Source organism: Paraburkholderia phytofirmans OLGA172, from assembly GCF_001634365.1.
Lineage (GTDB): Bacteria > Pseudomonadota > Gammaproteobacteria > Burkholderiales > Burkholderiaceae > Paraburkholderia.
On sequence record NZ_CP014579.1, the window covers coordinates 3,200,299 to 3,223,579 of the forward strand.

Sequence of the window (23,281 nt, forward strand, 5' to 3'; positions counted from 1 at the left end):
AAAGTGACCAAACCTCTCGAAGGCATCAAGATCATCGACTTCACCCACGTTCAGGCCGGCCCCGCCTGCACCCAGTTGCTCGCCTGGTTCGGCGCCGACGTAATCAAGGTTGAACGACCGGGTTCGGGCGACGTCACGCGCAACCAGTTGCGCGACATCCCCGACGCCGACGCGCTTTACTTCACCATGCTCAACAGCAACAAGAAGTCGCTGACACTGGACACGAAAAAGCCCGAAGGCAAGGAGGTACTCGAAAAACTGATCCGCGAATCGGACGTGCTGGTCGAGAATTTTGGCCCAGGCGCGTTGGATCGGATGGGCTTTTCGTGGGAACGCCTCAACGAACTCAATCCGAAGATGATCGTCGCTTCGGTGAAGGGCTTCAGCGACGGCCATCACTACGACGACCTCAAGGTCTACGAAAACGTCGCGCAATGCGCAGGGGGCGCGGCGTCCACCACCGGCTTCTGGGACGGTCCGCCGACTATCAGCGCCGCAGCGCTCGGCGACAGCAACACCGGCATGCATCTGGCGATCGGCATTCTGACCGCACTGCTTGGACGCGACAAAACCGGCAAAGGCCAGAAGGTCGCCGTATCGATGCAGGACAGCGTGCTGAACCTGTGCCGCGTGAAGCTGCGGGACCAGCAGCGGCTGGAGCGCGTGGGTTACCTCGAGGAATATCCGCAATATCCGCACGGCGAATTCAGCGATGTGGTGCCGCGCGGCGGCAATGCGGGCGGCGGCGGCCAGCCGGGCTGGGTGCTCAAGTGCAAGGGTTGGGAAACGGATCCGAACGCCTACATCTACTTCACGATCCAGGGCCATGCGTGGGAGCCGATCTGCAAGGCACTGGGCAAACCCGAGTGGATCGACGACCCGGCCTACAAGACTGCCGAAGCGCGTCAACCGCATATCTTCGGGATATTCAAAACCATCGAAGCGTGGCTCGCCGACAAGACCAAATTCGAAGCGGTCGACATCTTGCGCAAATTCGACATTCCGTGCGCGCCAGTGCTGACGATGAAGGAACTGGCCAACGATCCGTCGTTGCGCGCGAGCGGCACGATTGTCGAAGTGCCGCACAAGAAGCGCGGCTCGTATCTGACGGTGGGCAGCCCGATCAAGTTCTCGGATATGAAGCCGGAAGTCACCGCGTCGCCGCTGCTCGGCGAACATACGGACGAAGTGCTGGCGAGCCTTGGCTACACCAAGCAGGACATCTTCAACCTGCGCGAAGTCAAAGCGGTTTAACGGTATCGCGGTGTCGCGCCGCGGGCCCGCGTGGTTGCACGGGTCTGCGGATAGGGCATCCTTCGCGGGTGCTGTATTTCTGCACCAGACGCAGAATCAGTCTGACCCTGTGATCAGTACGTTTCGGATCGCGACGATCCGAAACGTATTTTTATATCACAATGAACTACAATCATGACGACACGTTCTTTCGCTTCGTGAGGATTTTCCCGCAAGGTGCGGTGGCGTCCCACGGGATACCCCCCTTTCCTACCTGAACCTTGTCCCGCTACGCTCTTATTCGCTGGCTTTCCAGCTTTACTCCCCACCCCATTGCCGTCCGGTGGCCAGAACGCTTCAGATCGTGTCTCGGCGCATTGCTGGGGATTGCGTTCACCGGCGGGACAATGCACGTCCTTCTCGGACCGGCGGCAAACATTCCGCTCCTTGTGGCTCCAATGGGTGCTTCGGCCGTGCTGCTATTCGCGGTTCCGGCCAGTCCGCTTGCGCAACCGTGGTCCATCATCGGCGGCAATATCGTCTCCGCCACGGTCGGCGTTGCCTGTGCAAGCTGGATCGCCGATCCGGTGGGCGCCGCCGCTCTGGCCGTGGCGCTGGCGATCTGTGCGATGTTCGCGCTGCGATGTGTTCACCCCCCGTCGGGCGCGGTTGCGCTGACCGCGGTCCTTGGCGGTCCGGCGGTGCACGCGCTGGGCTACCGCTTTGTGGCCGAACCGATTGCGATCCAGTCCGTAGCGCTGCTATGCGCTGCCATCGCCTACCACGCGGCTACCGGGCATCGATACCCGCACGTCGCCCAGACTTCGGGCAAAGGCGCGGCGGCCCCGGCGGCGAACGAAGGCTTCACGCGCGCGGACCTCGAGTCGGTGCTGAACCGGCGCGGCGAATTGCTCGATATCGACACGGACGATCTGGAATCCCTGCTGCGCGATGTTCAGTTGCAGGCCTATGCCCGCATATTCAACGAACTGACCTGCGCGGACATCATGTCGTGCTCCCTGGTCGCCGTATCGGCAGCCACGAGAGCTTCCGCCGCATGGAGTCTGCTGAAACAAAGCCGTATCAAGGCACTCCCGGTCACTGACGAGAGGCAGCACGTTATCGGCATCGTGACCCGCGCAGACCTCGTCGACAAACGCGCGTTCAGCAAAGGGGCCGCTCTGTCGTCTCCCATGCAACGCTGGTTCCGGCGCAGCATCACCCCGGCGCCGCTGGTCGGCGCCTTGATGAACGTCGACGTTCATACGGTCGACGCGACGACACCGATCGTCGAGCTGGTGCCCGTGTTCGCGAACTACGGGCACCACCATATCCCGGTTCTGGATTCGAATCAGCGGCTTGCCGGAATGATCACGCAGGCCGACCTCATCGCGGGGCTGTACCGCCAGGCTTACGCCCAGCAGCGACACACCGCTGCATAGCCGCTGCCCCCGTCACCAGAGTTGAATACAGGCGCAAATATCATGACATGATATACTTTTCACCCTACCTTTTCTTCACAGAACTCCGATGAAAGCACTCGCTCGCGGCTTGACCAAGACGGACTTCGAGCAGCTGTCCGAGTTTCGCTACCAGATGCGGCGCTTCGAGCGTTTTTCTGAGCAGGCCGCCCAGGGCGAAGGCATTACACCATTGCAGTATCTGCTGCTCCTGCACATCAAGGGCTATCCGGAGCGCGAATGGGCCACCGTCGGCGAGCTTGCGGAAAGGCTCCAGGCGCAGCATCACGGTGTGGTTGCGCTCGTATCCCGCTGTGAGGCACTCGATCTGGTCCGCAGAAAGGTCAGTGAGACCGACCGCCGCCAGGTCGAGGTTCATTTGTTGAAAGCGGGCGAACTGGTGCTTGCCCGTCTCGCCGAGATGCACCGCGCCGAACTGAAGTCGCTCAAAGGCGCCTTTAACGTCCCTCAGATTGATTTCTGAGTCCCCATGAGTCTCGAAGCCCCTCCTTTGACGCGAACACATCGGGGTCAAACCATGCAGGGTGCCGGAGTAAAGCGCATATACATCACATGATGATATATAAAAATTATGATGCGATGTAGTCTCGATCGTTGTGCTGCCGCGCTCGTGAGCGACGGCCCTTCGAACGGTTTCGCATCCGCCGCCCGCTGCTAGATAGCGTGGCTTCTTGAATCGGAGCGAATGACGTTCGCGGCGTCAGCGCGTCAGGCAGTGTGTCCGCGGCTACCCTGTTCGCTGTCGAGATGCGCCATCTGCGCCGCCGCGTAACGCTCACCCGCGGCAGCCCCGATCGGTACTGCCTGTGCGATCGCAGCGAGATCTTCCGCGGTGAGCGTCACGTCAACCGCACCGAGCGCTTCCGCAAGACGATCGCGCCGGCGCGCCCCAACGAGCGGCACGATATCGCTGCCCTGCGCTGCAACCCACGCAATCGCAATCTGCGCAACCGAGACGCCTTTTGCATCAGCCACCTTGCGCAGCGCATCCACGAGCGCGAGATTGTGATCGACATTGTCCCCCTGGAACCGCGGACTCATAGCGCGAAAATCGCCTTTCCCCGCGGAATCCTTGCTCCAATGGCCGCTAATCAGGCCGCGGGACAATACGCCATACGCCGTCACGCCGATCCCGAGCTCGCGGCACGTCGGCAGGATCTCGTCTTCAATGCCGCGCGAAATCAGCGAGTACTCGATCTGCAGATCGCTCACGGGATGCACCGCTGCCGCACGGCGAATGGTCGTGGCGCCCACTTCGGACAAACCGACGTGCCGCACATAGCCGGCCTTGATCATGTCGGCAATCGCTCCAACCGTGTCTTCGACCGGCACGTTGGGATCGAGCCGCGCGGAACGGTAGATGTCGATATGATCGACGCCCAGCCGCTGCAGCGAATAGGCGAGAAAATTTTTGACCGCTGCGGGACGTGCATCGTAGAGCGACCAGCCCCCTGCCGGGTCGCGCATGGCCCCGAATTTCACGCTGACGATCGCCGCATCGCGACGTGACGGCGGCGCGCTCTTGAGGGCCTCGCCAATCAGGATTTCGTTGTGGCCGGAGCCATAGAAATCGCCCGTATCGAGCAGCGTGATGCCGGCTTCGAGCGCGGCGTGAATCGTTGCGATGCTTTCGGCGCGGTCGGAGGGACCGTACATGCCTGACATACCCATGCAGCCAAGACCGATCGCAGAGCTTAGCGGACCCGTCTTACCTAGTTGAAGTTGTTTCATGATGTGCCTCGGAAGTTGCGCCGCGTTTCTGCGGCCGGCCATAGAGCAAGGCGCGCTCGCGCCGGTGCTCGATGAGTGGTGTCAATCCTTCACCGGACCGTTTCTGTACTACCCGAGCCGAACGCACATGCCGGCTCCGCTCCGGGCATTCGTTGATTTTATTCTTGCCGCCAACGATTCAGGCACTCATTCGTAGACCGGAACGCTAGCGTGAATCGATACGGGTTATGGCGCGGCCCGGTGTCACGCGATCCACGCCGCGCCGCGCAACAGTGGTGCGCCTAGCCGGCTGCGACGACGTCGATGCGCAACGCTTCCGCACCGGCCGCAATCGCGAGCAGATGGTCGACGTTCGGGTGTGCACCCGGACGGTTGCGCGCGTCGGCCGTATGCTCGGCGAACACCGCAAGGCCGTGTTCGGCCGCCTTGGCGTCCAGCGTGCCAAAGGTCTGCTGCAGATAGTGGTACACCGCCAGCGAGCCCTGCTTGCCCGGCTTGTTCTCGATGCTTGCCACCACGGCGCCCTTGCCGTCGAGCAGATCGATACGTGCGATACCGTCAATGGCAGGCAGTTGGGCGAGGTTATCCTTGAACACGTTGCTCGGTTGAATCACTGAAAACACTCCTTCTATTCGGAAAAATTCGGCGAGCCGTATCTTACTGGCCCCAGCCATCGCCGAACCCTTCATATAAATAACAAAGTGTCGCGTGTCATCGGCAGAGCGAACTGGCGCGTTAAGCCGCCAACGGTTTGAGCGCGGTCAACGCACGCTGAATCCGCCTGCGCCCGCCACCACGATGTTCCCCCAATTTGTTTTCCCGCCAGTCTATCGTTCAGATGCCAATTTCTATCGCTTCGATTACAAAGGCCTGCGCACTTGCCGCGCTAACTTACTGCACGCTAACCATGGCGATGCCGGCGCAGGCAGCCGACATCACCGGACTCATGCCTGGCCCTGACGACATGGAACTGTCCGCGGATCACCGCTACCTGTGGGTCACATTCCGTTTTTCGCGGCATGTCGGCATCATTGATCTGACAACCCATAAACTTATCGACACAATCGCGGTCGGACGCTCACCGCACGGTTTGTATTTTGCCAACCGTGCACCCGTGTATGCGCCCAATCCAGACTGACCAGACTTTCGTTTTGATAACAGCACCCGCAATTTCAAGAGGTTTTCGATGATTCACGAAATCGTCGCGCAACTCGACAATGGCATCTCGGCGTTACAGACACTCCTGTACGTCGACGTGGTACAGCCGTTTTTCTACCGCTTCGGCCTGATGGGATACGACGAGGACACCTACGATGCGCTCTATTGGGTGATCATCGGCGTGCTGGAAATACTGATCACTTATATCGCCTTGCGGCCGCTGGAAGCGCTGCGTCCCATCGAAGCGTGGTCCGATCGAAAAGCGCTGCGAGCCGATGTGATCTACACGTGGATCGCCAAGCTCGGCATCATCAATATCGCGTTCTTCTTCATGCTGCAGCCGCTGTTCGATCACTGGCAGAGCCTGATGGCGATCTACGACGTGCCGAACATCGATATCGACGGGCTGTGGCCCGGGGTCACCGATCAACCGGTAGTGTCGTTCCTCATCTATCTGATCGTGCTCGATTTCTTCGGATACTGGTATCACCGCTGGCAGCACCGCTTCGGCGTGTGGTGGGAACTGCACGCAGTGCACCACAGCCAACAGCAGATGTCGTTGTGGGCCGACGACCGCAATCACTTTCTCGACGACATCATTCAGGCCGCGTTCTTCGCTGCAATTTCGCTGTTCATCGGCGTGCAGCCGACGCAGTTCGTCGTGCTGGTCGCGGTCGGCAACTTCATGCAGAGCGTGCAGCACGTGAACGCGCGCTTGCTGTATGGATGGCTGCTCGAACGCGTGATCGTGAGCCCGATTTTTCATCGGCGTCATCACGCGGTCGGTTACGGCCATGAAGGCACACGCTACGGCTGTAACTTCGGCGTGCTGTTTCCGTGGTGGGACATGATGTTCAGGACCGCGTCGTGGAACCCTACCGTCGAGCCGACCGGCATTCGTGACCAGTTGCCCGTACCGCACGGCGCAGGGCGCTCCTATGGTGACGGTATGATCGCCCAGCAATGGCGCGCGTTTGGCCGCATCGCCCTGCGTCTGCGGGGACAACGCAATTACGGCGGTGTGACAGACTGATCTGCCATCGCCATGGGGCGGGTGCGGCTCTCACCGCTACCCGCTCGTCAAGTCGCAGACAGCGACTGAAGCCCCGGCTGCCACCTCGAAAGCCGTCCAGCGAAAACGAGCGATTAGCGATGGCGGCGGCCTCATCCCAATCCCACTGCGCGCGCGATCAGCAACACCCCTCCGCCGGCGATACCGGCCCCAATCACCCGCGCTGCCCGTTCACCACGTGGGGCAAGACGTTCGACGGTGATAGCCGCCGTCACTACAGCCATCACACGCAAATCCATGGCGCCGACGACGAGAAGGACCATGGTCGGGCCGGCACAGCAATAGCTGCAGTGGGCGCCGAGGCGCAGGCCGTGCCGCCATGCCGTGGCAGCGTCGGCGGGCAACCCTGGCAACATGAGGCAACGCCCCGGCGCCTCGCGGCAGCAGGCAAGGTGCCGTGCCTTCCATTCCGTGAACTGCAGCGCCCCGGCCATCAACACAATGACACCTGCGGCGAGCGGAACGGCGCGCGCCAGCGCCGGCAGCGCCATCTCGAGCGCCGCCAGCGCAACGCCCAGCGGAAATACGGCCATGCCGAACGCGGTCCACACTAGGAAGTACCCCACGCCCACTAGCACCGTCAGCCCGCCAAGGCGCGTCTCGCCAGTCCCGCCGACGGCCACGCGATAGCGCCACAGCATGGGAACCAGAGATGGCAGCATCATCGCGACCATCATCACGATCCACATGCCGAGGAACGACGCCGCGAGGCCGGGCCACGTCTGTCCGCACATCCGCATCCATGCCGTCGACATCGTCCAGCCGCCGGGCATCGGCATCTCGCCCATCGCCGACATGGACGCGGCGCTAACGATCGTCACCGCCGCGCTGACGGCGAAGAGCAGCGCCGAGACGCCGAGGAACGCCCGCTGCGAAACCGGCATGTCGATCGGACGTCCCGGCATTTCCCGTCCCCCGGTTGCTCTAACGTGTTCCATCACCTGGCTCAGCGCGTCTCGTACTCGTCGTGACGCTTCCACCAGACGCCCGTCTCGTTGCGGCCCTTCGGGGCGCGGTCGAGCCATTGATACATGCCCCAGATGCCGTCCACCCCACGCGCATAGGTGGAATACGTGTGATAGACAACGCCGTCCTCGAGTACGAACGCGCTCAAGCCCGGTCTATCTCGCGTGTACGTCGCCGGGTCGGTTCCGCAGGTGGCCGCGAACTGCGCGACCGGCTCCGGAACCTGGGCTTCGTCCATCGCGTGTCCGCCACGCTCGTAGTTGTATTCGATGCTCCCTTCACGCTGCTGCGCCTCGGTAAACGCGATGTTGAAGTCGAAGTTGAAGTCGCTTCCGTACGAGGACGCCCAGGGGAACGTCCACCCCATCCGGCGCTGGTACGTCTGCAGCTTCTCGAACGGCGCCCGCGACACCGCCGTCAGCGTGACGTCATGATTCGCCAGATGAACTACGGTGCCGTCGAACCCATCCGCAATCGACGAGCACGACGGGCACCCCGCCTTGTAGTCGGGCCCGAACATGAAGTGGTACACGAGGAGTTGCGAGCGTCCTTTGAAGAGGTCGGCCAGCGAGGCACTTCCCGCATCGGTTTCGAATCGGTACGTCTTATCGATTCGCACCCAGGGCAGTGCCTGCCGCTGCTGCGCCACCGCGTCGCTCTGCTGCGTGAGCGCCTTCTCCGTCTTGAGCAGTTCGAGCCGCGCCGCCAGCCACTCTTCACGTGTCGCGGTCGTATGTGTCGTGGTCATGCTTGCCTCCTTGGGCGTCCTTCGTCGTTCGTTCAGTTGTCGATACGACGTACTGGTTGGTGGTCGTGCTAGATTAGTCACAGGCACCCGAACGGTGGGAGTGACAAGTGTGGCGGGATTCGAATAGACCATGGACTCGCTTGTAACGGCCGCGGCACGGGCGCTGGCGGCGGGTGATCCGCTCGGCGCACTGAACCGGGTCGCCTTGCGCGACGACGCGCCCGCCCTCGCGCTGCGAGGCATTGCGATGGCGCAGCTCGGCGATCTCGTTCGAGCGAAAGCGCTCGTGCGAAGTGCGGCGCGCGCCTTCGGTCCTAAGGAGCCGGTGGCCCGCGCGAGATGTGTGGTCGCCGAAGCCGAAATCGCGCTCGCCTCGCGCGATCTGGGCTGGCCCGCAAAGGCGCTCGACGCCGCGCGGGCGACGCTCGAAGCCCACGGTGACCGGCTGAACGCCGCGCATGCGCGGTATCTCGCAGTGCGGCGCCTGCTATTGATCGGGCGCCTCGACGAAGCCGAGCGCCTGCTCGCCCAACTCGATCCCGCGCCCTTTCCACCCGCGCCGCGAGCCGCCCACGAGCTGGTCGTCGCGGGGATCGCGATGCGCCGCCTCCAGACGAAGATAGCGCGCGCTGCGCTCGCGAGGGCCGAGCGCGCCGCGCGCCATGCAGGTATCCCGTCGCTGATCGCAGAGGTCGAAAGCGCACTCCTTCTGCTGAACACGCCAGCGGCGCGCTTGCTCGCGCATGGCGAGGAGCGGCCCCTCCTGCTCGAGGAGGTCGAGGCGTTACTGGCGTCGAAGGCGCTCGTTGTGGACGCTTGCCGTTATGTCGTACGTGAAGCAAACATCGTGGTTCCACTCGCCAGGCGCCCGGTGTTGTTCACGCTCGCACGCGCACTAGCCGAAGCGTGGCCCGAAGATGTGTCGAGGGACGCACTCATCGCGCGAGCATTCCGGACGAAGCACGCCGATGAATCGCATCGCGCGCGGCTGCGCGTCGAAGTCGGGCGGCTTCGCGCGTTGCTTGGGACGCTGGCAGGCGTGAGCGCGACGAAGCGGGGCTTTGCGCTGGTGCCGCATGGCGCGCACGAGGTCGTCGTGCTCGCGCGGCCGGTCGAAGAGCCGCATGCAACGGTGCTCGCCTTCCTCGCCGACGGCGAGTCGTGGTCGAGCTCGGCGCTCGCGATTGCGCTGGACGCCAGCCAGCGCACCATGCAGCGGGCACTCGACTCGCTAGCCGCAGCCGGCAAGGTGCAATCGTTCGGCCGCGGACGGGCGCGACGCTGGATGACGCCGCCCATGCCCGGATTCACGACGACTTTGTTACTCCCCGCCCCCCTACCGAGTGATTAGGATGGAAACCATGAATCGATCAGCCGCCAAAATCGTGCGTGAATATGGACCCTTTCCGGGCGTCGACAACGTGGGTGGAGTCACGTATGACGGTCAGCGCGTCTGGATTGCTACCGGAGACAAGCTGACAGCCTTCGATCCGGCAAGCGGAGAAACGGTGCGCTCGATCGACGTCGTCGCGCGAGCAGGAACGGCCTTTGACGGCCAGCATCTGTTTCAGATCGCCGATGATCGCATCCAGAAGATCGATCCGGATACCGGCCGTGTGCTGGGTACGATTCCGGCGCCCGGCGGTGGGGGTAACTCGGGGCTTGCGTGGGCCGAAGGGACGCTCTGGGTGGGGCGCTATAGCGACCGGAAGATTCATCAGGTCGATCCCGAAACAGGGGCGATTCTTCGCACCATCGAGTCCAACCGCTTCGTCACCGGCGTCACCTGGAGCAACGGAGAACTCTGGCACGGCACCTGGGAAGATGACGCGAGCGAGTTGCGGCGAGTCGATCCTGGTACGGGAGAAGTGCTGGAAAGCCTCGAAATGCCGCCCGGCTTAGTCGTATCAGGGCTGGAAGCCGATGGCGGCGATCAGTTCTTCTGCGGCGGCGGAAACAGCGGGAAGGTGCGAGCCGTCCGCCGGCCCGAGCGAGGCGCCGAGCTTCCCGTCGAGTCTGCGAGCGAATAAGCGAGGCGGGTGGGGACACGCTTGCTGTTTATGACCAACAGGAGAATTGCGAAGGAGAGCGAACTGGCGATGCTGATCGACAACCCGACTAAGCAACGCTTGAGGGACTTCTTGAAGCATGTGACGTAGGGAGGCATGCGGGCGTCAGCTTGCCAACCCGTCGTCGTTACGTGAAGATGTCGCGTAACCGGCAACAGGTGAGTTGATGACAACAATGAAATTCGATGCCGTCGTGCTCGGCGCGGGCATTGTCGGCGTAAGCGTGGCGGTGCATCTTCAGAAACGTGGCCGTCAGGTCGCACTGGTCGACCGCAAGCAGCCTGGCAACGAAACTTCGTTCGGTAACGCCGGGCTGATCCAGCGCGAAGGTGTGTATCCCTATGCGTTTCCACGTGACCTCGGCACCTTGCTTCGGTACGCGCGCAACCAGTCGCCGGACGTTCGCTACCATGCCGATGCCATCCTCAAGACGGCCCCCTTCCTGTGGCAATACTGGCGCAATTCTCACCCGGCAAGGCACGCCGCCATCGCCAGGTCGTACTCGACTCTGATCGAGCATTGCGTGGACGAGCACCGCGCGCTGGCGGCCGAGGCCGGCGCGAGCGCGTTATTGCGCCCAACCGGCTGGATAAAGGTGTTTCGCACCGAAGAAGTACGGGACGCGGAAATCCAGCACGCTGAACAGTGGCATCGGGAATATGGCGTCGAATTCGAATCGCTGGATGCAGCCCACCTGCAACAGAAAGAACCCGATCTCGACAAGGCCTTGTTAGGCGGCTTGCGCTATACGGCATCCTATTCCGTGAACGATCCCAACGCGCTTGTCACCGCCTACGCGAAGTATTTCGAAGCGCTGGGTGGACGGTTCTTCATCGGCGATGCGGACTCGTTTCGTGAGGGTTGGGCGGTCGACACACAAGCCGGAACGATCAGCGCTCCATCGGCGGTCGTCGCATTGGGGCCGTGGTCGGATCGCGTGAGTACGCGACTCGGCTACCGCTTGCCGCTCGCCGTCAAACGCGGGTACCACATGCACTATGCGCCGCAGGCCGCCGCCTGTCTGAATCATCCGGTTCTGGACGTCGAGAACGGCTACCTGCTGGCGCCCATGGCAAAGGGCATCCGCCTGACCACGGGGGCGGAAATCGCGCACTGCGATGCGCCCAGGACGCCCACGCAACTCGCCGCGGTCGAGCCGATTGCGCGCACGCTGTTTCCATTGGGCGAGCGTCTCGACAACGAAGCCTGGATGGGACGGCGTCCCTGCACCTCCGACATGATGCCGATCATCGGACCCGCGCGAAATCACAAAGACTTGTGGTTCGCGTTCGGCCATGCACACCACGGGCTGACGTTAGGCCCCGTCACGGGCCGGCTGATCGCCGAGATGATGACCGGCGAGGAAACGCTCGTGGACACGCGGCCGTTCAGGGTGGAGCGGTTCTAGAACCCGCTGGCGTCGACTGCCGGACGACGAGGATCGGGATCTGACTGTGCGTCAGAACCTTCTGGGTCTCGCTGCCGAGCAAAAACGCCCGCATGCCGCTTCGACCGTGGGACGCCATAACAATGAGATCACAGTCCTGTTGTGCCGCAACGCTGATAATCGCTTCATAAGGATGGGCGCGATTCACGGCAACCGTATTGCACTCGACACCGGCTTGCGCAGCGGCCCTTTTGATAACCGCGAGGTAGTCATCCGCACGCTTTCGCGCGGCCTCGATGATTCGGTCCTCGTTGTCCGCGATCATCTCCGTGCCATAGGCGAGGATATGAAACTCCGGGATGACATGGAGTCCCGTGACTTTGGCTCCGTTCTCCACGGCGAGCGTTACCGTCATCTGAATGGCGGCCTCAGAAAGCGCCGAGCCGTCGGTCGGCACCAGCAGATGCTTGAACATACCTGTCTCCCCCGCGACTCGGCCGGTTCGCGCTGAAATCCTGCCCGGCGCCTCTCTCACCTGACCCGGGTGAACCTGAACCAGAGGCGGCCTCTTTGAGTATAGTCACCCCGACGCAGTGCCGGGAACCACAACTTGTCATCACAAGAGCGGATTCACCCTACCTCCGGCCTACAGCGATAGTCTTTTTTGTTCTACCCTATATGGGCGACCTGCAGCGCGTCCCGATCTCTTTCCCGCATCACGACTATTGGGGAGAGCCTCTGAATCCGCTGCGCGCCCGCAGATGGCCCGCCAGCGCGAAACGGTGCAACCAGCCGGCGGGTGATCTCAAGTCAGACCAATCGCCTGACTAAACACCCAGACAGCCCCGGGGACGGCACTCCGCCCGCGGCACTGGTATCCAGGTGCACCCGCCCTATGGAGACTGATGATGTCGATTCGACTAGGAGAAGACGCTCCCGATTTCACCGCCGAAACCACCGAAGGAACGATCCGTTTTCACGAGTGGATCGGCGACCACTGGGTGGTCCTGTTTTCGCATCCGAAGGATTTCACCCCCGTTTGCACCACGGAACTCGGATACCTGGCGGGCCTCAAGCCAGAATTCGATAAGCGCAACACAAAAATTATCGGGCTCAGCATCGATCCCGTCAGCGACCACAAGGAGTGGGTCAAGGATATCGCGGAGACGCAGGGCCACGAGGTCGGCTACCCGCTGATCGGCGACGAGGACCTGACGGTCGCGAAGCTCTATGACATGATTCATCCCGAGGCGAGCGGCAGCGGCCCACGCACCGCGGCAGACAACGCGACCGTACGCTCGGTATTTCTCATCGGGCCGGACAAGAAGGTCAAAGCCACGCTCGTCTATCCGATGAGTGCAGGCCGCAATTTCGACGAAGTGCTGCGGCTGCTCGATGCGCTGCAGCTCAACGCGAAGCACACGGTGGCCACGCCGGTGAACTGGAAACCAGGTGAAGACGTGATCATTCCAACATCCGTTTCCAACGATGCCGCGATGCAAAAATATCCGCAGGGTTTCAAAACCGTGAAGCCTTACCTGCGGTACGTTGCGCAACCGAAGTAAAGCGCTTGCAAAAGCGGCCCGCGGAGCGAAATCGTGTTGACCTTCAGGCAGCTATTCGATCAGCAATCGTCAACCTACACGTATCTTCTCGCCGATAGCACAACGCGAGAGGCTGTGCTGATCGACCCGGTATTTGAACAGGTGCGCCGGGATGCTGCCCTGATCGAAGAACTTGGATTTCACCTGCTTTACACGATCGACACCCACGTCCACGCCGATCACGTGACCGGCGCATGGATGCTGAATCGCCGCACAGGCAGCCGGATTGCGATATCGGCTGCGAGCGGCGCCGAAGGCGCGGACCGCTATCTGAGCCATGGAGACAAGGTCGAGTTCGGCGCGAGGTACCTGGTAGTACGTGCGACACCGGGCCATACCGATGGATGCATCACGCTCGTACTCGACAACGAGACCATGGCGTTTACCGGCGATTGCCTGTTGATCAGGGGTACGGGCCGCACGGACTTCCAGCGCGGTGACGCGCACGCCATGTTTCGGGCGGTCCACAACCACATTTTTACGCTGCCCGCCGCGTGCCTGCTTTATCCGGCCCACGACTATCGCGGCTTGACGGTCACGAGCGTGGGCGAGGAGCGGCGCTTCAATCCACGCCTTGGCGGTGAACTGTGTGAAGACGATTTCGCCGGATACATGAAGAACCTGCACCTGCCGCATCCAAAGCAGATCGACGTAGCGGTGCCCGCGAACCTGAAATGCGGCCTGGCGGCGAGCTACCCCGCGCAGATGACGGAGCCCGATTGGGCGCCACTGACATGCAGCTTTGCGGGCATCTGGGAAATCAATGCCCAGTGGCTCGAGGAAAATCTGCGTGCCGTCGAGATCGTCGACGTGCGCGAGCCCGACGAGTTCGACGGACCGCTGGGGCGTATCCCCTCAGCCACGCTCATTTCATTGGGTGAGCTGGCCGGGCGCGCCGCCGAGCTCACGAAGGAACGCCCGATCGTGACGGTCTGCCGGGCCGGCGGACGGTCGGCACAAGCCACGATCATGCTGCGACAGGCCGGATTCGAGCGGGTTGCCAACCTTGCCGGCGGCATGCTTCGCTGGCGTGCAGAAGGCCGCGTCGTCGAAAACGCCAGCATGTAACGGTTGATCCTGATCCAGAACCGTCGCGCCGGGGCTCGCCGATCGCATGTCGACGAATGCCGGCGGCGAGCGGGATAGAAAACGTCAGCTCAGTTGACTGGCTCAGGCGCCGGAAAAGTCCAGGCGCCGCTGAGAATTTCGGCGCGCGGGCGGTACAGCCGCACGGTATAGTTCCAGCCAGCAACAACAGGCAGGCAATTGGGCACCTGTCCATCGCAACCGCCAAACTGCATGGTAATTGAGCCGTCACCTCCCTTCTTCGCGGTGAGGTTATTGATCGAGTACGCGTTTGACGGGTTCTTCTCAAAATACCCTTGAGCGTTGTAGACGCTCACTGACCAGAACGCATCCACGGGGACGTCCTTGACCGAGAGCCGATAGACGGTCTTTCCGTCGTTCTTCGCCGGCGTGAAATTGAGGTAGGTTGCGTCCTTGTCAGGATTGCCGCCCCACGCTGCCGCGGCGCCGACCAGGCGCCGTACCGGGTCGACCTCCTCTTTGGTGCCGAACGCATGCTTGAAATCCGGAATCGTGGAACCGAGAACCAGGAGCGCATCGCGATCCTTCTTCTGGCTCACTGCATCCCAGTTGGGCATGTCGAGCGTGCCGGGTGCCTTCTGGCTGACGGTGATCTCGTCCTGCAGGCTGTGGACCTGCTTGATGTCGTCCGGGCTATTCGGGTCGACCAGCGTTCGTATCGCGACGACCACGTAACGCGTACCGACATTCTCTCGCGTCAAGGTATGCGTACCCCCGCCGTAGAATACGTTCGGTACGTAGTGGTCCTCGTTAATGACCTGCATCGCCATGAAACGCTTTCCCGGATCAGGCATGCTGATCGTGACAGGCCCGGCGTCGAGGTCGAAGACACCCGATGAATAGAGCGTGTCGCGATTCAGCCGGATGACGGTTTGATGGTCGATCGATGCCGGCTCCCGGCGATGGAGCAGTTTCCCCAGCCCCCCTTGCTTTGCCAACGCAACGACATACATGTCTGATTCCGCGCGAACAAAATTGTCGACGGTAACGGGAACCGCCGCTCCCGCTGACGGCGCCGCGGCGGTTTGCGCCTGAGTAGTGCCAACGGCTGCGAGGACTATGCCTGTAACGCAGGTGGCGATCAGTGTCGTTTTCATGAATAGCCTTTTTTCTGTTGGAATAGAGCCGTCAACATCCCAATGGCGGCGAAGTACTGTCTGAAGCGGCACACCGGTCTGCACGCGCAGACAAAAACAATTCGTTTTGCATATCGTCCAGGCTCGATCCCGGTTTCGACCTGGTGGTCTTCGCGAATGCGAAAACCGCCCGAGTATCGGCTGTATCAGGCAAGTCGTAAAGGCTAAATACCGTTGCTGCACAGGTCGCGTGATGCCGCGCAAACCATGCGCTCCGCCAAAACAAAAAAATCGACATTCGGCGACGGATTCCCGCTGGCTGCTCCGTTAAAGAGACCAGATCATGCATGGTTAAGTGTTCGTGCCGGACGGCGCGCAACAGTCCTTGCAGCACTGATTTATCACGCATCGCGACGATCGCCACCTTGAGTGCGGATGTGGACAAGGCGTTCAAGGCGCTGCATTATCCATGCTGTCTGTTGGACACCACCCGCGCGCGGCAGAGACCTGGCGAGCAGCGCCGAACGAGAGAGGCGAACAATGCCCAGGCACCACCCAGCGCTTCATCGCAATGAAAAAATTCCCATGACACCAGGTCGCCGGCGGCTGCTCGTCGCCGGCGTGATCCTGGTGACGGCCGCACTAGGTTGGGGACTCTCGGTCATACTCGAACCCGCCTTCCGCCATACGATCGTCATTACAACCGGAGCAGACAACGGGATCTATCGCGGCTTTGCAGATCGCTATGCGCCCATCCTGAAACGCGATGGCATTAAGCTCGATATCCGCAGTTCCTCGGGTTCGAGCGAAAACTATGAGCGGTTGAAGGATCCTGACAGCGAATATGAGGTGGGCTTTATCCAGTCCGGCACCACCAGCCCCAAAGAAACCGACCACCTGCAGACCATCCCCCCGCGTCAGAATACTTGTCGCTCCATTAGAATCGGTGAACCCCGGGGGCGATGATGAGAAAGCGAATTGGCAAAATACGGACAAGCATTCAAGGACAGAGCGGTTGCGCGGTTGCTGCCGCCGGAGAGCGCGACGTTGGAAGACGTTGCGCGTGAGGTTGGCGTAGGCGTGGGGACGCTGGAGCGCTGGCGCAGTGATGCGCTGTCCAGGCCCGCTCGCGAGCGGGCCTGGACAGCGGTGGCCCGATTCGACGCCGTGCTGACGACCGCTGCGATGGATGAGGCTGCCAGGAGCGCATGGTGCCGCGCCAACGGTGTGTACCCGCATGAACTGGCTTGCTGGCGGCAAAGCGCCACACAGGCGCTGGCCGAGCCCGAGGAGGCGCGCGCCAGCCCGCAGCAGACCCAGCAGGACCGGCGTCGCATCAAGGAACTCGAGCGCGAACTGCGTCGCAAGGACCGTGCGCTGGCTGAGACGGCCGCGCTGCTGGTCCTATCAAAAAAAGTCGCGGCGATCTTCAGCACGGGCGAGGACGAATGATCGGCCTCGAAGATCGCCAGTCGCTGGCTCATGATATCCACACCGCGCACAAGGCCGGCGCGCGGCTACGCCTGGCCTGCGAGACGGCCGGCATCGACGTGCGCACGCTGCAGCGCTGGAATACCGGCGCGGGCCTCGTATTGGGCGATGGCAGGCCTCATGCGGTACGCCCGCAACCTGCCCATGCGCTGAGCGTCGCCGAACGTGCCGAGGTGCTGCGCGTAGCCAACGAGCCGCGCTTCGCCGATATGCCTCCTGCGCGTATCGTGCCCATGCTGGCTGATGAGGGCGTGTACATCGCCAGCGAGTCCACCTTCGCCCGCGTGCTGCGCGAGCATGGGCAAACCACACATCGCGGCCGGGCCAAAGCACCCAGGGCGGGTCGACCGCCGACCACGCACATCGCTGGCGCAGCACGGGAAGTCTGGTGCTGGGATATGACCTATTTACCCGCCGAGGTCGCCGGTCAATGGTTTTACCTGTATCTGATCCTCGATCTGTACAGCCGCAAGATCGTCGGATGGGAGGTGCACGAGCGCGACGATGCCAGCCATGCTGCCCATCTGGTGCGGCGCACAGCGCTGGCCGAGGGCATCGCTACTCTGGCGGACAAGCCGGTGCTGCACGGAGACAACGGCTCCACGCTCAAGGCCACGACCGTGCTGGCCATGCTTCACTGGCTTGGCGTGAAGCCCTCGTACTCGCGCCCACGCGTCAGCGACGACAACGCCTTTGCCGAGGCGCTGTTCCGCACGGCCAAGTACCGACCGGAGTTCCCCAACACGGGCTTCGCCGATCTCAATGCTGCACGCGACTGGGCAACCGACTTCGTGCATTGGTACAACTTCGACCACCGTCACAGCAGCATCCGCTACGTCAGTCCGGCGCAGCGCCATGACGGCGACGATCACGCGATTCTTGCGGCGCGTCACGAGGTGTATGTTCGGGCGCGGGAACGCAACCCGGCACGCTGGTCACGCTGCACGCGAGACTGGACGCCAGTCGGCGCAGTCACCCTCAATCCGGAGCGCGAGTCAGTCGTCACGATGGCCTCGCACGCCACACTTAAACAGCCTTTGGCTGCATGACTGAGGCGACAAGTACCTTGACACGCGCCGCCATCGCCGCCGTCTCCTATGAACCGATCTGGGTGTTCTACCGTGGCGAGTCCACCATCAACCGGCTGGCACAACTGCGCGGCAAGAGGGTTTCAATCGGTGTGCCTGGCAGTGGTCTGCTGAACGTCTCCCAGGTATTGCTCAGGTACAGCGGCATCACGCGGGACAATACAACGCTGCTCGAAATGGACGCAGCCAAAGCCTATCAAGCCCTCGAAAACGGTCAACTGGATGCGGCTTTCTTTATCGGCAGGCCCGATGCGCCCATGCAGACAACCCTCTTGAACAGCGATCTCAAGCTGATGAGTTTTGCGCAGGCCGATGCACTGGTGCAGAAATTCCCGTCGCTATCCAAGGTTGTCTTTCCGCGCGCCGCGACCAGCATCGTCAACGATCTGCCGCAAGCCGACGTCACGCTGCTCGCCGCCACGGCTTTGCTCGTCTCCAAGGACACGCTGCATCCCGCGCTCGCCTACCTGTTGTTGGACGCGGCTAAAACCGTCCACGGCGGCGAAGATTACTTCACGCCGCTCGGCGTGTTTCCCAATCTGAACACCGAGGAATTTCCTGTTTCCGAAGAGAGCGAGCGTTACTTCAAAACGGGGCGCCCCTTCCTGCAGCGCTACCTGCCGTTCTGGCTGGCCAGCTTTATCGAACGACGTCTATTGATCCTGCTCCCCTTCATGGCTGTATTGCTGGGCCTGCTGCAGGCGTTGCCGCGCATGGCGGAGGCACGCATAAAGAAACGCCTGATTGTCTGGTATCGCGAGATCAAAGCGCTCGAAGATGAAATATGGAAGAACAGCCATCCAACGCCGGACCAGATTGCGCAATGGCGGGATGAGATCGAGCACATCGATGCGCATGCCAACCAGATTAAGATGCCGCAGCGTTATTTCCATGACGTTTATGCACTCAAGCAGGCGATTGGCGTAGTGCGGGATAGAATTTCCCGTGTAGCAAGGGAGCAATAGCTGCGCGAACGAGCTGCCAACCGTCCGCACACGCAGATAGCCGCCCGCGTTTCTTCGCGTCGCGCGCTTACTTCAGGTCGGGCTAGTTCGGCGGCGGAAGTGCCGGATCGAGTTTCGCGGACTCTCTCACTAGCTGATCGGTCATTGCAGCCGCAACCGGGTTCGAGCCGGGACGATATGGGTCGTTACGACTAGGCAGGGCCAGCGGCGGCGGCAGGGCCGGATCGAGTTTGGCCGACTCTTTGACCAGCTCATCCGTGATCGCGGACGCGGCCGGATTCGAACCATGCCGGTGCAGACTGTCACGCCTGCTATCGGTTCGCGGCACCGGGTCGGCCTTCGGCACGACGACGGCATGAACCACGACCGGTTCGCGCGTATGCGTGTCCAGTCGCGGCGCTTGCACGGCACTGCTAACCGGCAAGCTGGCTTCCGTCACCACTGTCCCGTTCGCAGACTGGCTCGCAGGCTGTTTAGGGTCAGTTACTGTGTTGCCGGAGAGAGGCGCTGCAACGACCACGCTTCCCGCGGTCACATGAGTGTCAGCCAATTGGGAGGAAGTCGCGGCCAATTCCGCTGAGCTATTTGTCGCGACGTCGGTGTCGGTGTCGGCCGTCGAGCGCTGGCTTTTTTGTAACAATAAGAAAGCGCCGAACACCAACTCGACGAGAAGCACTCCGACGATCAATGATGTACGTACATTCCTCATATTAACCAACGATTCGTTCAATCAATGCGATTGGATTGATGACGGCCGCCCGTTCGAAAAACACGTCGGACAGCAGGTTCCCAGCGTGAGCCGGCGATGGGTTGATGTGGGGATGATTCGCGTGACCCGCACACGTTGATGGTCCAGCGGCAATGGTCCGGTGATTCACTCGACCGAACGGCACGGGACACTTCGTATGCTAATGCGAAAAAACAATCTGTGCTGAACGGACGCGAGGTCCACGCGAAATAGTGCCAAAACCGCGGGCATTTTGTGCGCCCGCGGTCATAGGGGACTGCAGTGTGACGCAGCGTCCCCCGCCAATCAATACGCCCCTTGCACCAGGTTGGTCGGTGCGCCGTCGACGAAGTTCTCGATGTTGTCCATCAATTGATCGGCAAGACGCTGTTGTGCCTCGTCCGACGCCCATGCGACATGCGGCGTCAGAATGACGTTCGGGCGGCCGGCCGCACGCATCAGCGGATTGTCCTCAGAGGGCGGTTCGCTCGCGGTCACATCGAAACCCGCACCGCCGATCAAACCTTCGTCAAGCGCCTGCACCAATGCGTCTTCGTCGACCAGGCCGCCGCGCGCCGTGTTGATGATCAAAGGCTTGCGCTTCATTGCCTGGAACTCGGGCATGGCGAGCATGTTCCGCGTATTCGGTGTGAGCGGACTGTGCATGGTGATGATATCGCTGGTGGCGAGCACCTCGTCCCACGGCGTATAAAGCGGGCCGAGACCCTCCCTCCCCTTGTGAGCGGCGAACATCGGCAGCATGCCGAAGGCTTTGCCGATTTCCGCAACGCGTTGCCCAAGCACTCCTTCGCCGATGATGCCAAGGCGCGCGCCGGCCAGATCGTGAATCGCATGCGTGAAAAAGCAGAATTGCCCCGACTTCTGCCACTCGCCGGCGAGCACGTCGTCGCGGTAAGCGATCAGATTGCGTCGCAGCGCGAGGATCAGTGCAAAGGTATGCTCGGGCACGGTGTTGATCGCATAGCCGCGAATATTGCACACCGCGATGCCGAGCTGCTGGCAGGCCGCCTTGTCGACGCAATCGGTGCCGGTGGCAGCGACCGCGACGAGTTTCAGGTCGGGCAGTTGCGCCAATACTTCTTTCGTCAACGGCACCTTGTTAGTGATCGCGATCGATGCGCCGTCCAGCCGCTTCAGCAATTGATCCGGTGTCGTGCGATCGTGCTCGGTCAGTTGATGATCGAAGCGCGGCTCGCGCAACACAATCTGCGGCGCAAGCGTGGCGCGGTCGAGAAAAACGATTCTTTGCATGCTCATCTCCTCGATGATTTACAGATGCCGCTTGGCTTCGGCGACAATATGCTGCGCTGTGATACCGAAATGCTCGTATAAGGTCTCCGCAGAGGCGGAAGCACCGAAGCCCGTCATCCCGACAAAGCCGCCCCGCTCGCCCAGATAGCGGTCCCAGCCGAAACGCAGCGCTGCCTCGACACCGACGCGCACGGTATTTAAACCCAACACCGCGGCGCGATAGTCGGCGTCCTGTTCGTCGAAGATTTCCCAACACGGCATCGACACCACTGCAGTCGCGAGGCCTTCATTCTGCAGTTGGTTGCGTGCCTGCAACGCCAGCACGACCTCGGAACCGGTGGCGAGCAAGGTCACCGCACGCGGCCCGCCCTCCGCCTCAGCCAGCACGTAAGCACCGCGCCGCGACAAGGACTCGGCGCTATGTTCGCGACGCACTAGCGGCAATGCCTGGCGCGCAAATACCAGCGTGCTCGGGCCACCGCGGTGTTCGAGCGCGAGGGCCCAGCACTCGGCGGCTTCCACCGCATCGGCGGGACGCAGCACGCGCATGTTCGGCATCGCGCGCAATGAGGCGAGTATCTCGACGGGTTGATGCGTCGGCCCGTTCTTGCCGACCCCGATCGAGTCGTGACTGAACACGAAGTGCACCGGCAAGCCCATCAACGCGGCCATGCGCATCGCCGGACGCTGATAATCGGAGAACGCCAGATAGGTCACGCTGGTCGCGACGATACCGCCATGCGCGGCCATGCCGTTGGCCATCGCACCCATTAGATGTTCGCGTACGCCGCAGTGGACGTATGCACCGCTGCGGTCGTCGGCGGTGAATGCGTGCAACTGGCGCTTGTGGCCCGTGGGCGCTTCGAGATCGGCGCAGCCGATCATGCGCTCGGGCAGCAGCCGCGCGAACAGATCGCTGATCTCGCCCGACACTGTGATGCCCGGTTGCGGCTCGTCGCGTTCAACGGCGCGCTTGCGGTAAGCGTCGAGCACATCACGCCAGCCTTCCGGCAAACCGCCCGCCTGGACCCGCTCGAACTCGGCGCACTGCACGTCTGGCAAAGCCGCGAGGCGCGCGTGCCACGCGTTGTATTCCTCACTACTGCGCCGGCCCGCTTCGCGCCATGCGTTCAGTACGTCCGCGGGCACGTCGAACGGTGCGTGCGGCCAGCCTAGTTGTGCGCGCGCCGCGTCTGCGTCTGCCTGAAACAGCTTGCCGCTATGCCCGCCGCGCTGCCCTTGCAGACGCGCAATACCGCGGCCGATGACCGTCTTGCAAGCAATCATCGACGGGCGCGGGTCCAGGCGCGCGATAGTCAACGCCGCGGATACCGCTTCAAGATCATGTCCGTCGACTTCGATCACCTGCCACCCGCCCACGCGAAATCGTGCACAGACGTCTTCGCTGATCGAAAGCGAGGTGCTGCCGTCGTCGGTGATCTGGTTGTCGTCCCAGCAGAGAATCAGTTTGCCCAACCGCAGATGCCCGGCCAGCGAAATCATTTCCTGACCAATGCCTTCCTGCAGACAACCATCGCCGACAAACGCATACGTGTAGTGGTCGACGAGCTCGCTGCCGAACTTCGCCGCGAGATACGCTTCGGCAATGGCCATGCCGAACGCGTTGGCGATACCCTGCCCGAGCGGACCGGTGGTCGCTTCGATACCATGTGCCGGTTCGTACTCCGGATGTCCCGCGCAGTGCGAGCCGAGTTCGCGGAAGGTCTTGAGCTGGTCGAGGTCGATCGCCGCATAGCCGGTCAGATACAGCAGCGAATACAGCAGCAGCGAACCGTGGCCGTTGGACAGCACGAAGCGGTCGCGGTCGGGCCAGGTTGGATCGGCGGGATTGAATTTCAGGTGCCGGGTGAACAGCGCGGTCGCGATTTCAGCCATGCCGAGCGGCACACCCTGATGGCCCTCGCCGGCTTGCAGGATCGCATCGATGGAGAGGAAGCGGATCGCGTCGGCGAGCGGTAATCGGAGTGCTGGCTCCTGGGGTCGCGTTTGCGCCGCCGCAGCTGACAGCAATGGCGATGCTGCCAGCGAAGCAATCGGTGAAGCAGGCTGAGCTTCAGTAGTGGACATGACAAAAGGCTCCTCTAC

19 protein-coding genes and 4 pseudogenes are annotated in these 23,281 nt (G+C 62.1%); 14 read left to right on the plus strand and 9 right to left on the minus strand.

Going from position 1 to position 23,281, the window contains the following annotated elements:
- The first annotated feature begins 3 nt into the window (after nt 1-3).
- The 3 genes from frc to AYM40_RS34150 all read left to right on the plus strand — a co-directional run bounded on the left by frc (nt 4) and on the right by AYM40_RS34150 (nt 3,177).
- Nucleotides 4-1,254 (plus strand): formyl-CoA transferase, encoded by a 1,251-nt coding sequence (frc, locus tag AYM40_RS34140; RefSeq protein ID WP_063500349.1) that lies wholly within the window; start codon nt 4-6, stop codon nt 1,252-1,254.
- Nucleotides 1,255-1,514: 260 nt separating this feature from the next.
- Nucleotides 1,515-2,675: an HPP family protein gene (locus tag AYM40_RS34145; RefSeq protein ID WP_063500350.1), complete on the plus strand. Its 1,161-nt coding sequence runs from the start codon at nt 1,515-1,517 to the stop codon at nt 2,673-2,675.
- Between the two features lie 88 nt (nt 2,676-2,763).
- Nucleotides 2,764-3,177 carry a MarR family winged helix-turn-helix transcriptional regulator gene (locus AYM40_RS34150; RefSeq protein ID WP_063500351.1) on the plus strand — a complete coding sequence of 138 codons (414 nt, stop codon included), beginning with the start codon at nt 2,764-2,766 and terminating at the stop codon, nt 3,175-3,177.
- A 245-nt stretch (nt 3,178-3,422) separates the two neighbouring features.
- On the opposite strand, the gene AYM40_RS34155 is transcribed toward AYM40_RS34150, so the two are convergent.
- Nucleotides 3,423-4,445 (minus strand): aldo/keto reductase, encoded by a 1,023-nt coding sequence (locus AYM40_RS34155; protein ID WP_063500891.1) that lies wholly within the window; start codon nt 4,443-4,445, stop codon nt 3,423-3,425.
- Between the two features lie 28 nt (nt 4,446-4,473).
- On the opposite strand from AYM40_RS34155, the pseudogene AYM40_RS43020 reads away from it, so the two are divergent.
- Nucleotides 4,474-4,641 (plus strand): annotated as a pseudogene (locus tag AYM40_RS43020) (LysR family transcriptional regulator); the annotation flags it as partial.
- 85 nt (nt 4,642-4,726) lie between these two features.
- On the opposite strand, the gene AYM40_RS34160 reads toward AYM40_RS43020, so the two are convergent.
- On the minus strand, nt 4,727-5,059 hold the full coding sequence (locus AYM40_RS34160; RefSeq protein WP_063500352.1) for a DUF2322 family protein: 333 nt from the start codon (nt 5,057-5,059) through the stop codon (nt 4,727-4,729).
- 317 nt (nt 5,060-5,376) lie between these two features.
- On the opposite strand from AYM40_RS34160, the pseudogene AYM40_RS34165 reads away from it, so the two are divergent.
- Nucleotides 5,377-5,583 (plus strand): annotated as a pseudogene (locus AYM40_RS34165) (YncE family protein); the annotation flags it as partial.
- 48 nt (nt 5,584-5,631) lie between these two features.
- The gene (locus AYM40_RS34170; RefSeq protein WP_063500354.1) at nt 5,632-6,636 is read left to right on the plus strand and encodes a sterol desaturase family protein; all 1,005 of its coding nucleotides are present in this window, start codon (nt 5,632-5,634) and stop codon (nt 6,634-6,636) included.
- A gap of 131 nt (nt 6,637-6,767) precedes the next feature.
- Here the strand turns inward: AYM40_RS34170 and AYM40_RS34175 are convergent, their stop codons facing one another.
- Nucleotides 6,768-7,613 carry a DUF2182 domain-containing protein gene (locus AYM40_RS34175; protein ID WP_063500355.1) on the minus strand — a complete coding sequence of 282 codons (846 nt, stop codon included), beginning with the start codon at nt 7,611-7,613 and terminating at the stop codon, nt 6,768-6,770.
- A gap of 8 nt (nt 7,614-7,621) precedes the next feature.
- Nucleotides 7,622-8,389, minus strand: a complete 768-nt coding sequence (locus AYM40_RS34180; protein ID WP_063500356.1) for a DUF899 domain-containing protein — start codon at nt 8,387-8,389, stop codon at nt 7,622-7,624.
- 130 nt (nt 8,390-8,519) lie between these two features.
- Between AYM40_RS34180 and AYM40_RS34185 the strand changes: the two genes are divergently transcribed.
- The 3 genes from AYM40_RS34185 to AYM40_RS34195 all read left to right on the plus strand — a co-directional run bounded on the left by AYM40_RS34185 (nt 8,520) and on the right by AYM40_RS34195 (nt 11,866).
- Nucleotides 8,520-9,740 carry a hypothetical protein gene (locus tag AYM40_RS34185; RefSeq protein WP_063500357.1) on the plus strand — a complete coding sequence of 407 codons (1,221 nt, stop codon included), beginning with the start codon at nt 8,520-8,522 and terminating at the stop codon, nt 9,738-9,740.
- Between the two features lie 10 nt (nt 9,741-9,750).
- Nucleotides 9,751-10,419 carry a DUF6923 family protein gene (locus AYM40_RS34190; protein WP_063500892.1) on the plus strand — a complete coding sequence of 223 codons (669 nt, stop codon included), beginning with the start codon at nt 9,751-9,753 and terminating at the stop codon, nt 10,417-10,419.
- 214 nt (nt 10,420-10,633) lie between these two features.
- A complete protein-coding gene (locus AYM40_RS34195) occupies nt 10,634-11,866 on the plus strand; it encodes an NAD(P)/FAD-dependent oxidoreductase (protein WP_063500358.1) in 1,233 nt (410 codons plus the stop codon).
- Here the strand turns inward: AYM40_RS34195 and AYM40_RS34200 are convergent.
- Nucleotides 11,847-12,320, minus strand: coding sequence for a universal stress protein (locus AYM40_RS34200; RefSeq protein WP_063500359.1), 474 nt, complete (start codon nt 12,318-12,320; stop codon nt 11,847-11,849). The two genes, AYM40_RS34195 and AYM40_RS34200, sit on opposite strands and share 20 nt — an antisense overlap.
- A gap of 433 nt (nt 12,321-12,753) precedes the next feature.
- Between AYM40_RS34200 and AYM40_RS34205 the strand changes: the two genes are divergently transcribed.
- The gene (locus AYM40_RS34205; protein WP_063500893.1) at nt 12,754-13,410 is read left to right on the plus strand and encodes a peroxiredoxin; all 657 of its coding nucleotides are present in this window, start codon (nt 12,754-12,756) and stop codon (nt 13,408-13,410) included.
- 36 nt (nt 13,411-13,446) lie between these two features.
- On the plus strand, nt 13,447-14,517 hold the full coding sequence (locus tag AYM40_RS34210; protein ID WP_063500360.1) for a rhodanese-like domain-containing protein: 1,071 nt from the start codon (nt 13,447-13,449) through the stop codon (nt 14,515-14,517).
- A gap of 89 nt (nt 14,518-14,606) precedes the next feature.
- Here AYM40_RS34210 and AYM40_RS34215 read toward each other — a convergent pair whose 3' ends face one another.
- Nucleotides 14,607-15,653, minus strand: a complete 1,047-nt coding sequence (locus tag AYM40_RS34215) for a DUF1254 domain-containing protein (protein WP_063500361.1) — start codon at nt 15,651-15,653, stop codon at nt 14,607-14,609.
- 519 nt (nt 15,654-16,172) lie between these two features.
- Between AYM40_RS34215 and AYM40_RS34220 the strand changes: the two are divergent.
- The 3 genes and pseudogenes from AYM40_RS34220 to AYM40_RS34235 all read left to right on the plus strand — a co-directional run.
- A pseudogene (locus AYM40_RS34220) lies at nt 16,173-16,541 on the plus strand (C4-dicarboxylate ABC transporter substrate-binding protein); the annotation flags it as partial.
- A 69-nt stretch (nt 16,542-16,610) separates the two neighbouring features.
- Nucleotides 16,611-18,172, plus strand: a protein-coding gene (locus AYM40_RS34230; protein WP_148662111.1) for an IS3 family transposase whose coding sequence is annotated in 2 segments (ribosomal slippage) — nt 16,611-17,049 and nt 17,049-18,172 — 1,563 coding nt in all. Because the reading frame shifts where the segments join, the coding sequence is not laid out codon by codon here.
- Nucleotides 18,173-18,204: 32 nt separating this feature from the next.
- A pseudogene (locus tag AYM40_RS34235) lies at nt 18,205-19,176 on the plus strand (TAXI family TRAP transporter solute-binding subunit); the annotation flags it as partial.
- Between the two features lie 82 nt (nt 19,177-19,258).
- Here AYM40_RS34235 and AYM40_RS34240 read toward each other — a convergent pair.
- The 3 genes from AYM40_RS34240 to tkt all read right to left on the minus strand — a co-directional run bounded on the left by AYM40_RS34240 (nt 19,259) and on the right by tkt (nt 23,263).
- Nucleotides 19,259-19,852 (minus strand): hypothetical protein, encoded by a 594-nt coding sequence (locus AYM40_RS34240; RefSeq protein WP_148662393.1) that lies wholly within the window; start codon nt 19,850-19,852, stop codon nt 19,259-19,261.
- Between the two features lie 357 nt (nt 19,853-20,209).
- Nucleotides 20,210-21,175: a D-2-hydroxyacid dehydrogenase gene (locus AYM40_RS34245; protein WP_063500894.1), complete on the minus strand. Its 966-nt coding sequence runs from the start codon at nt 21,173-21,175 to the stop codon at nt 20,210-20,212.
- An 18-nt stretch (nt 21,176-21,193) separates the two neighbouring features.
- Nucleotides 21,194-23,263, minus strand: coding sequence for a transketolase (gene tkt / locus AYM40_RS34250; protein WP_082855464.1), 2,070 nt, complete (start codon nt 23,261-23,263; stop codon nt 21,194-21,196).
- Nucleotides 23,264-23,281 lie beyond the last annotated feature (18 nt).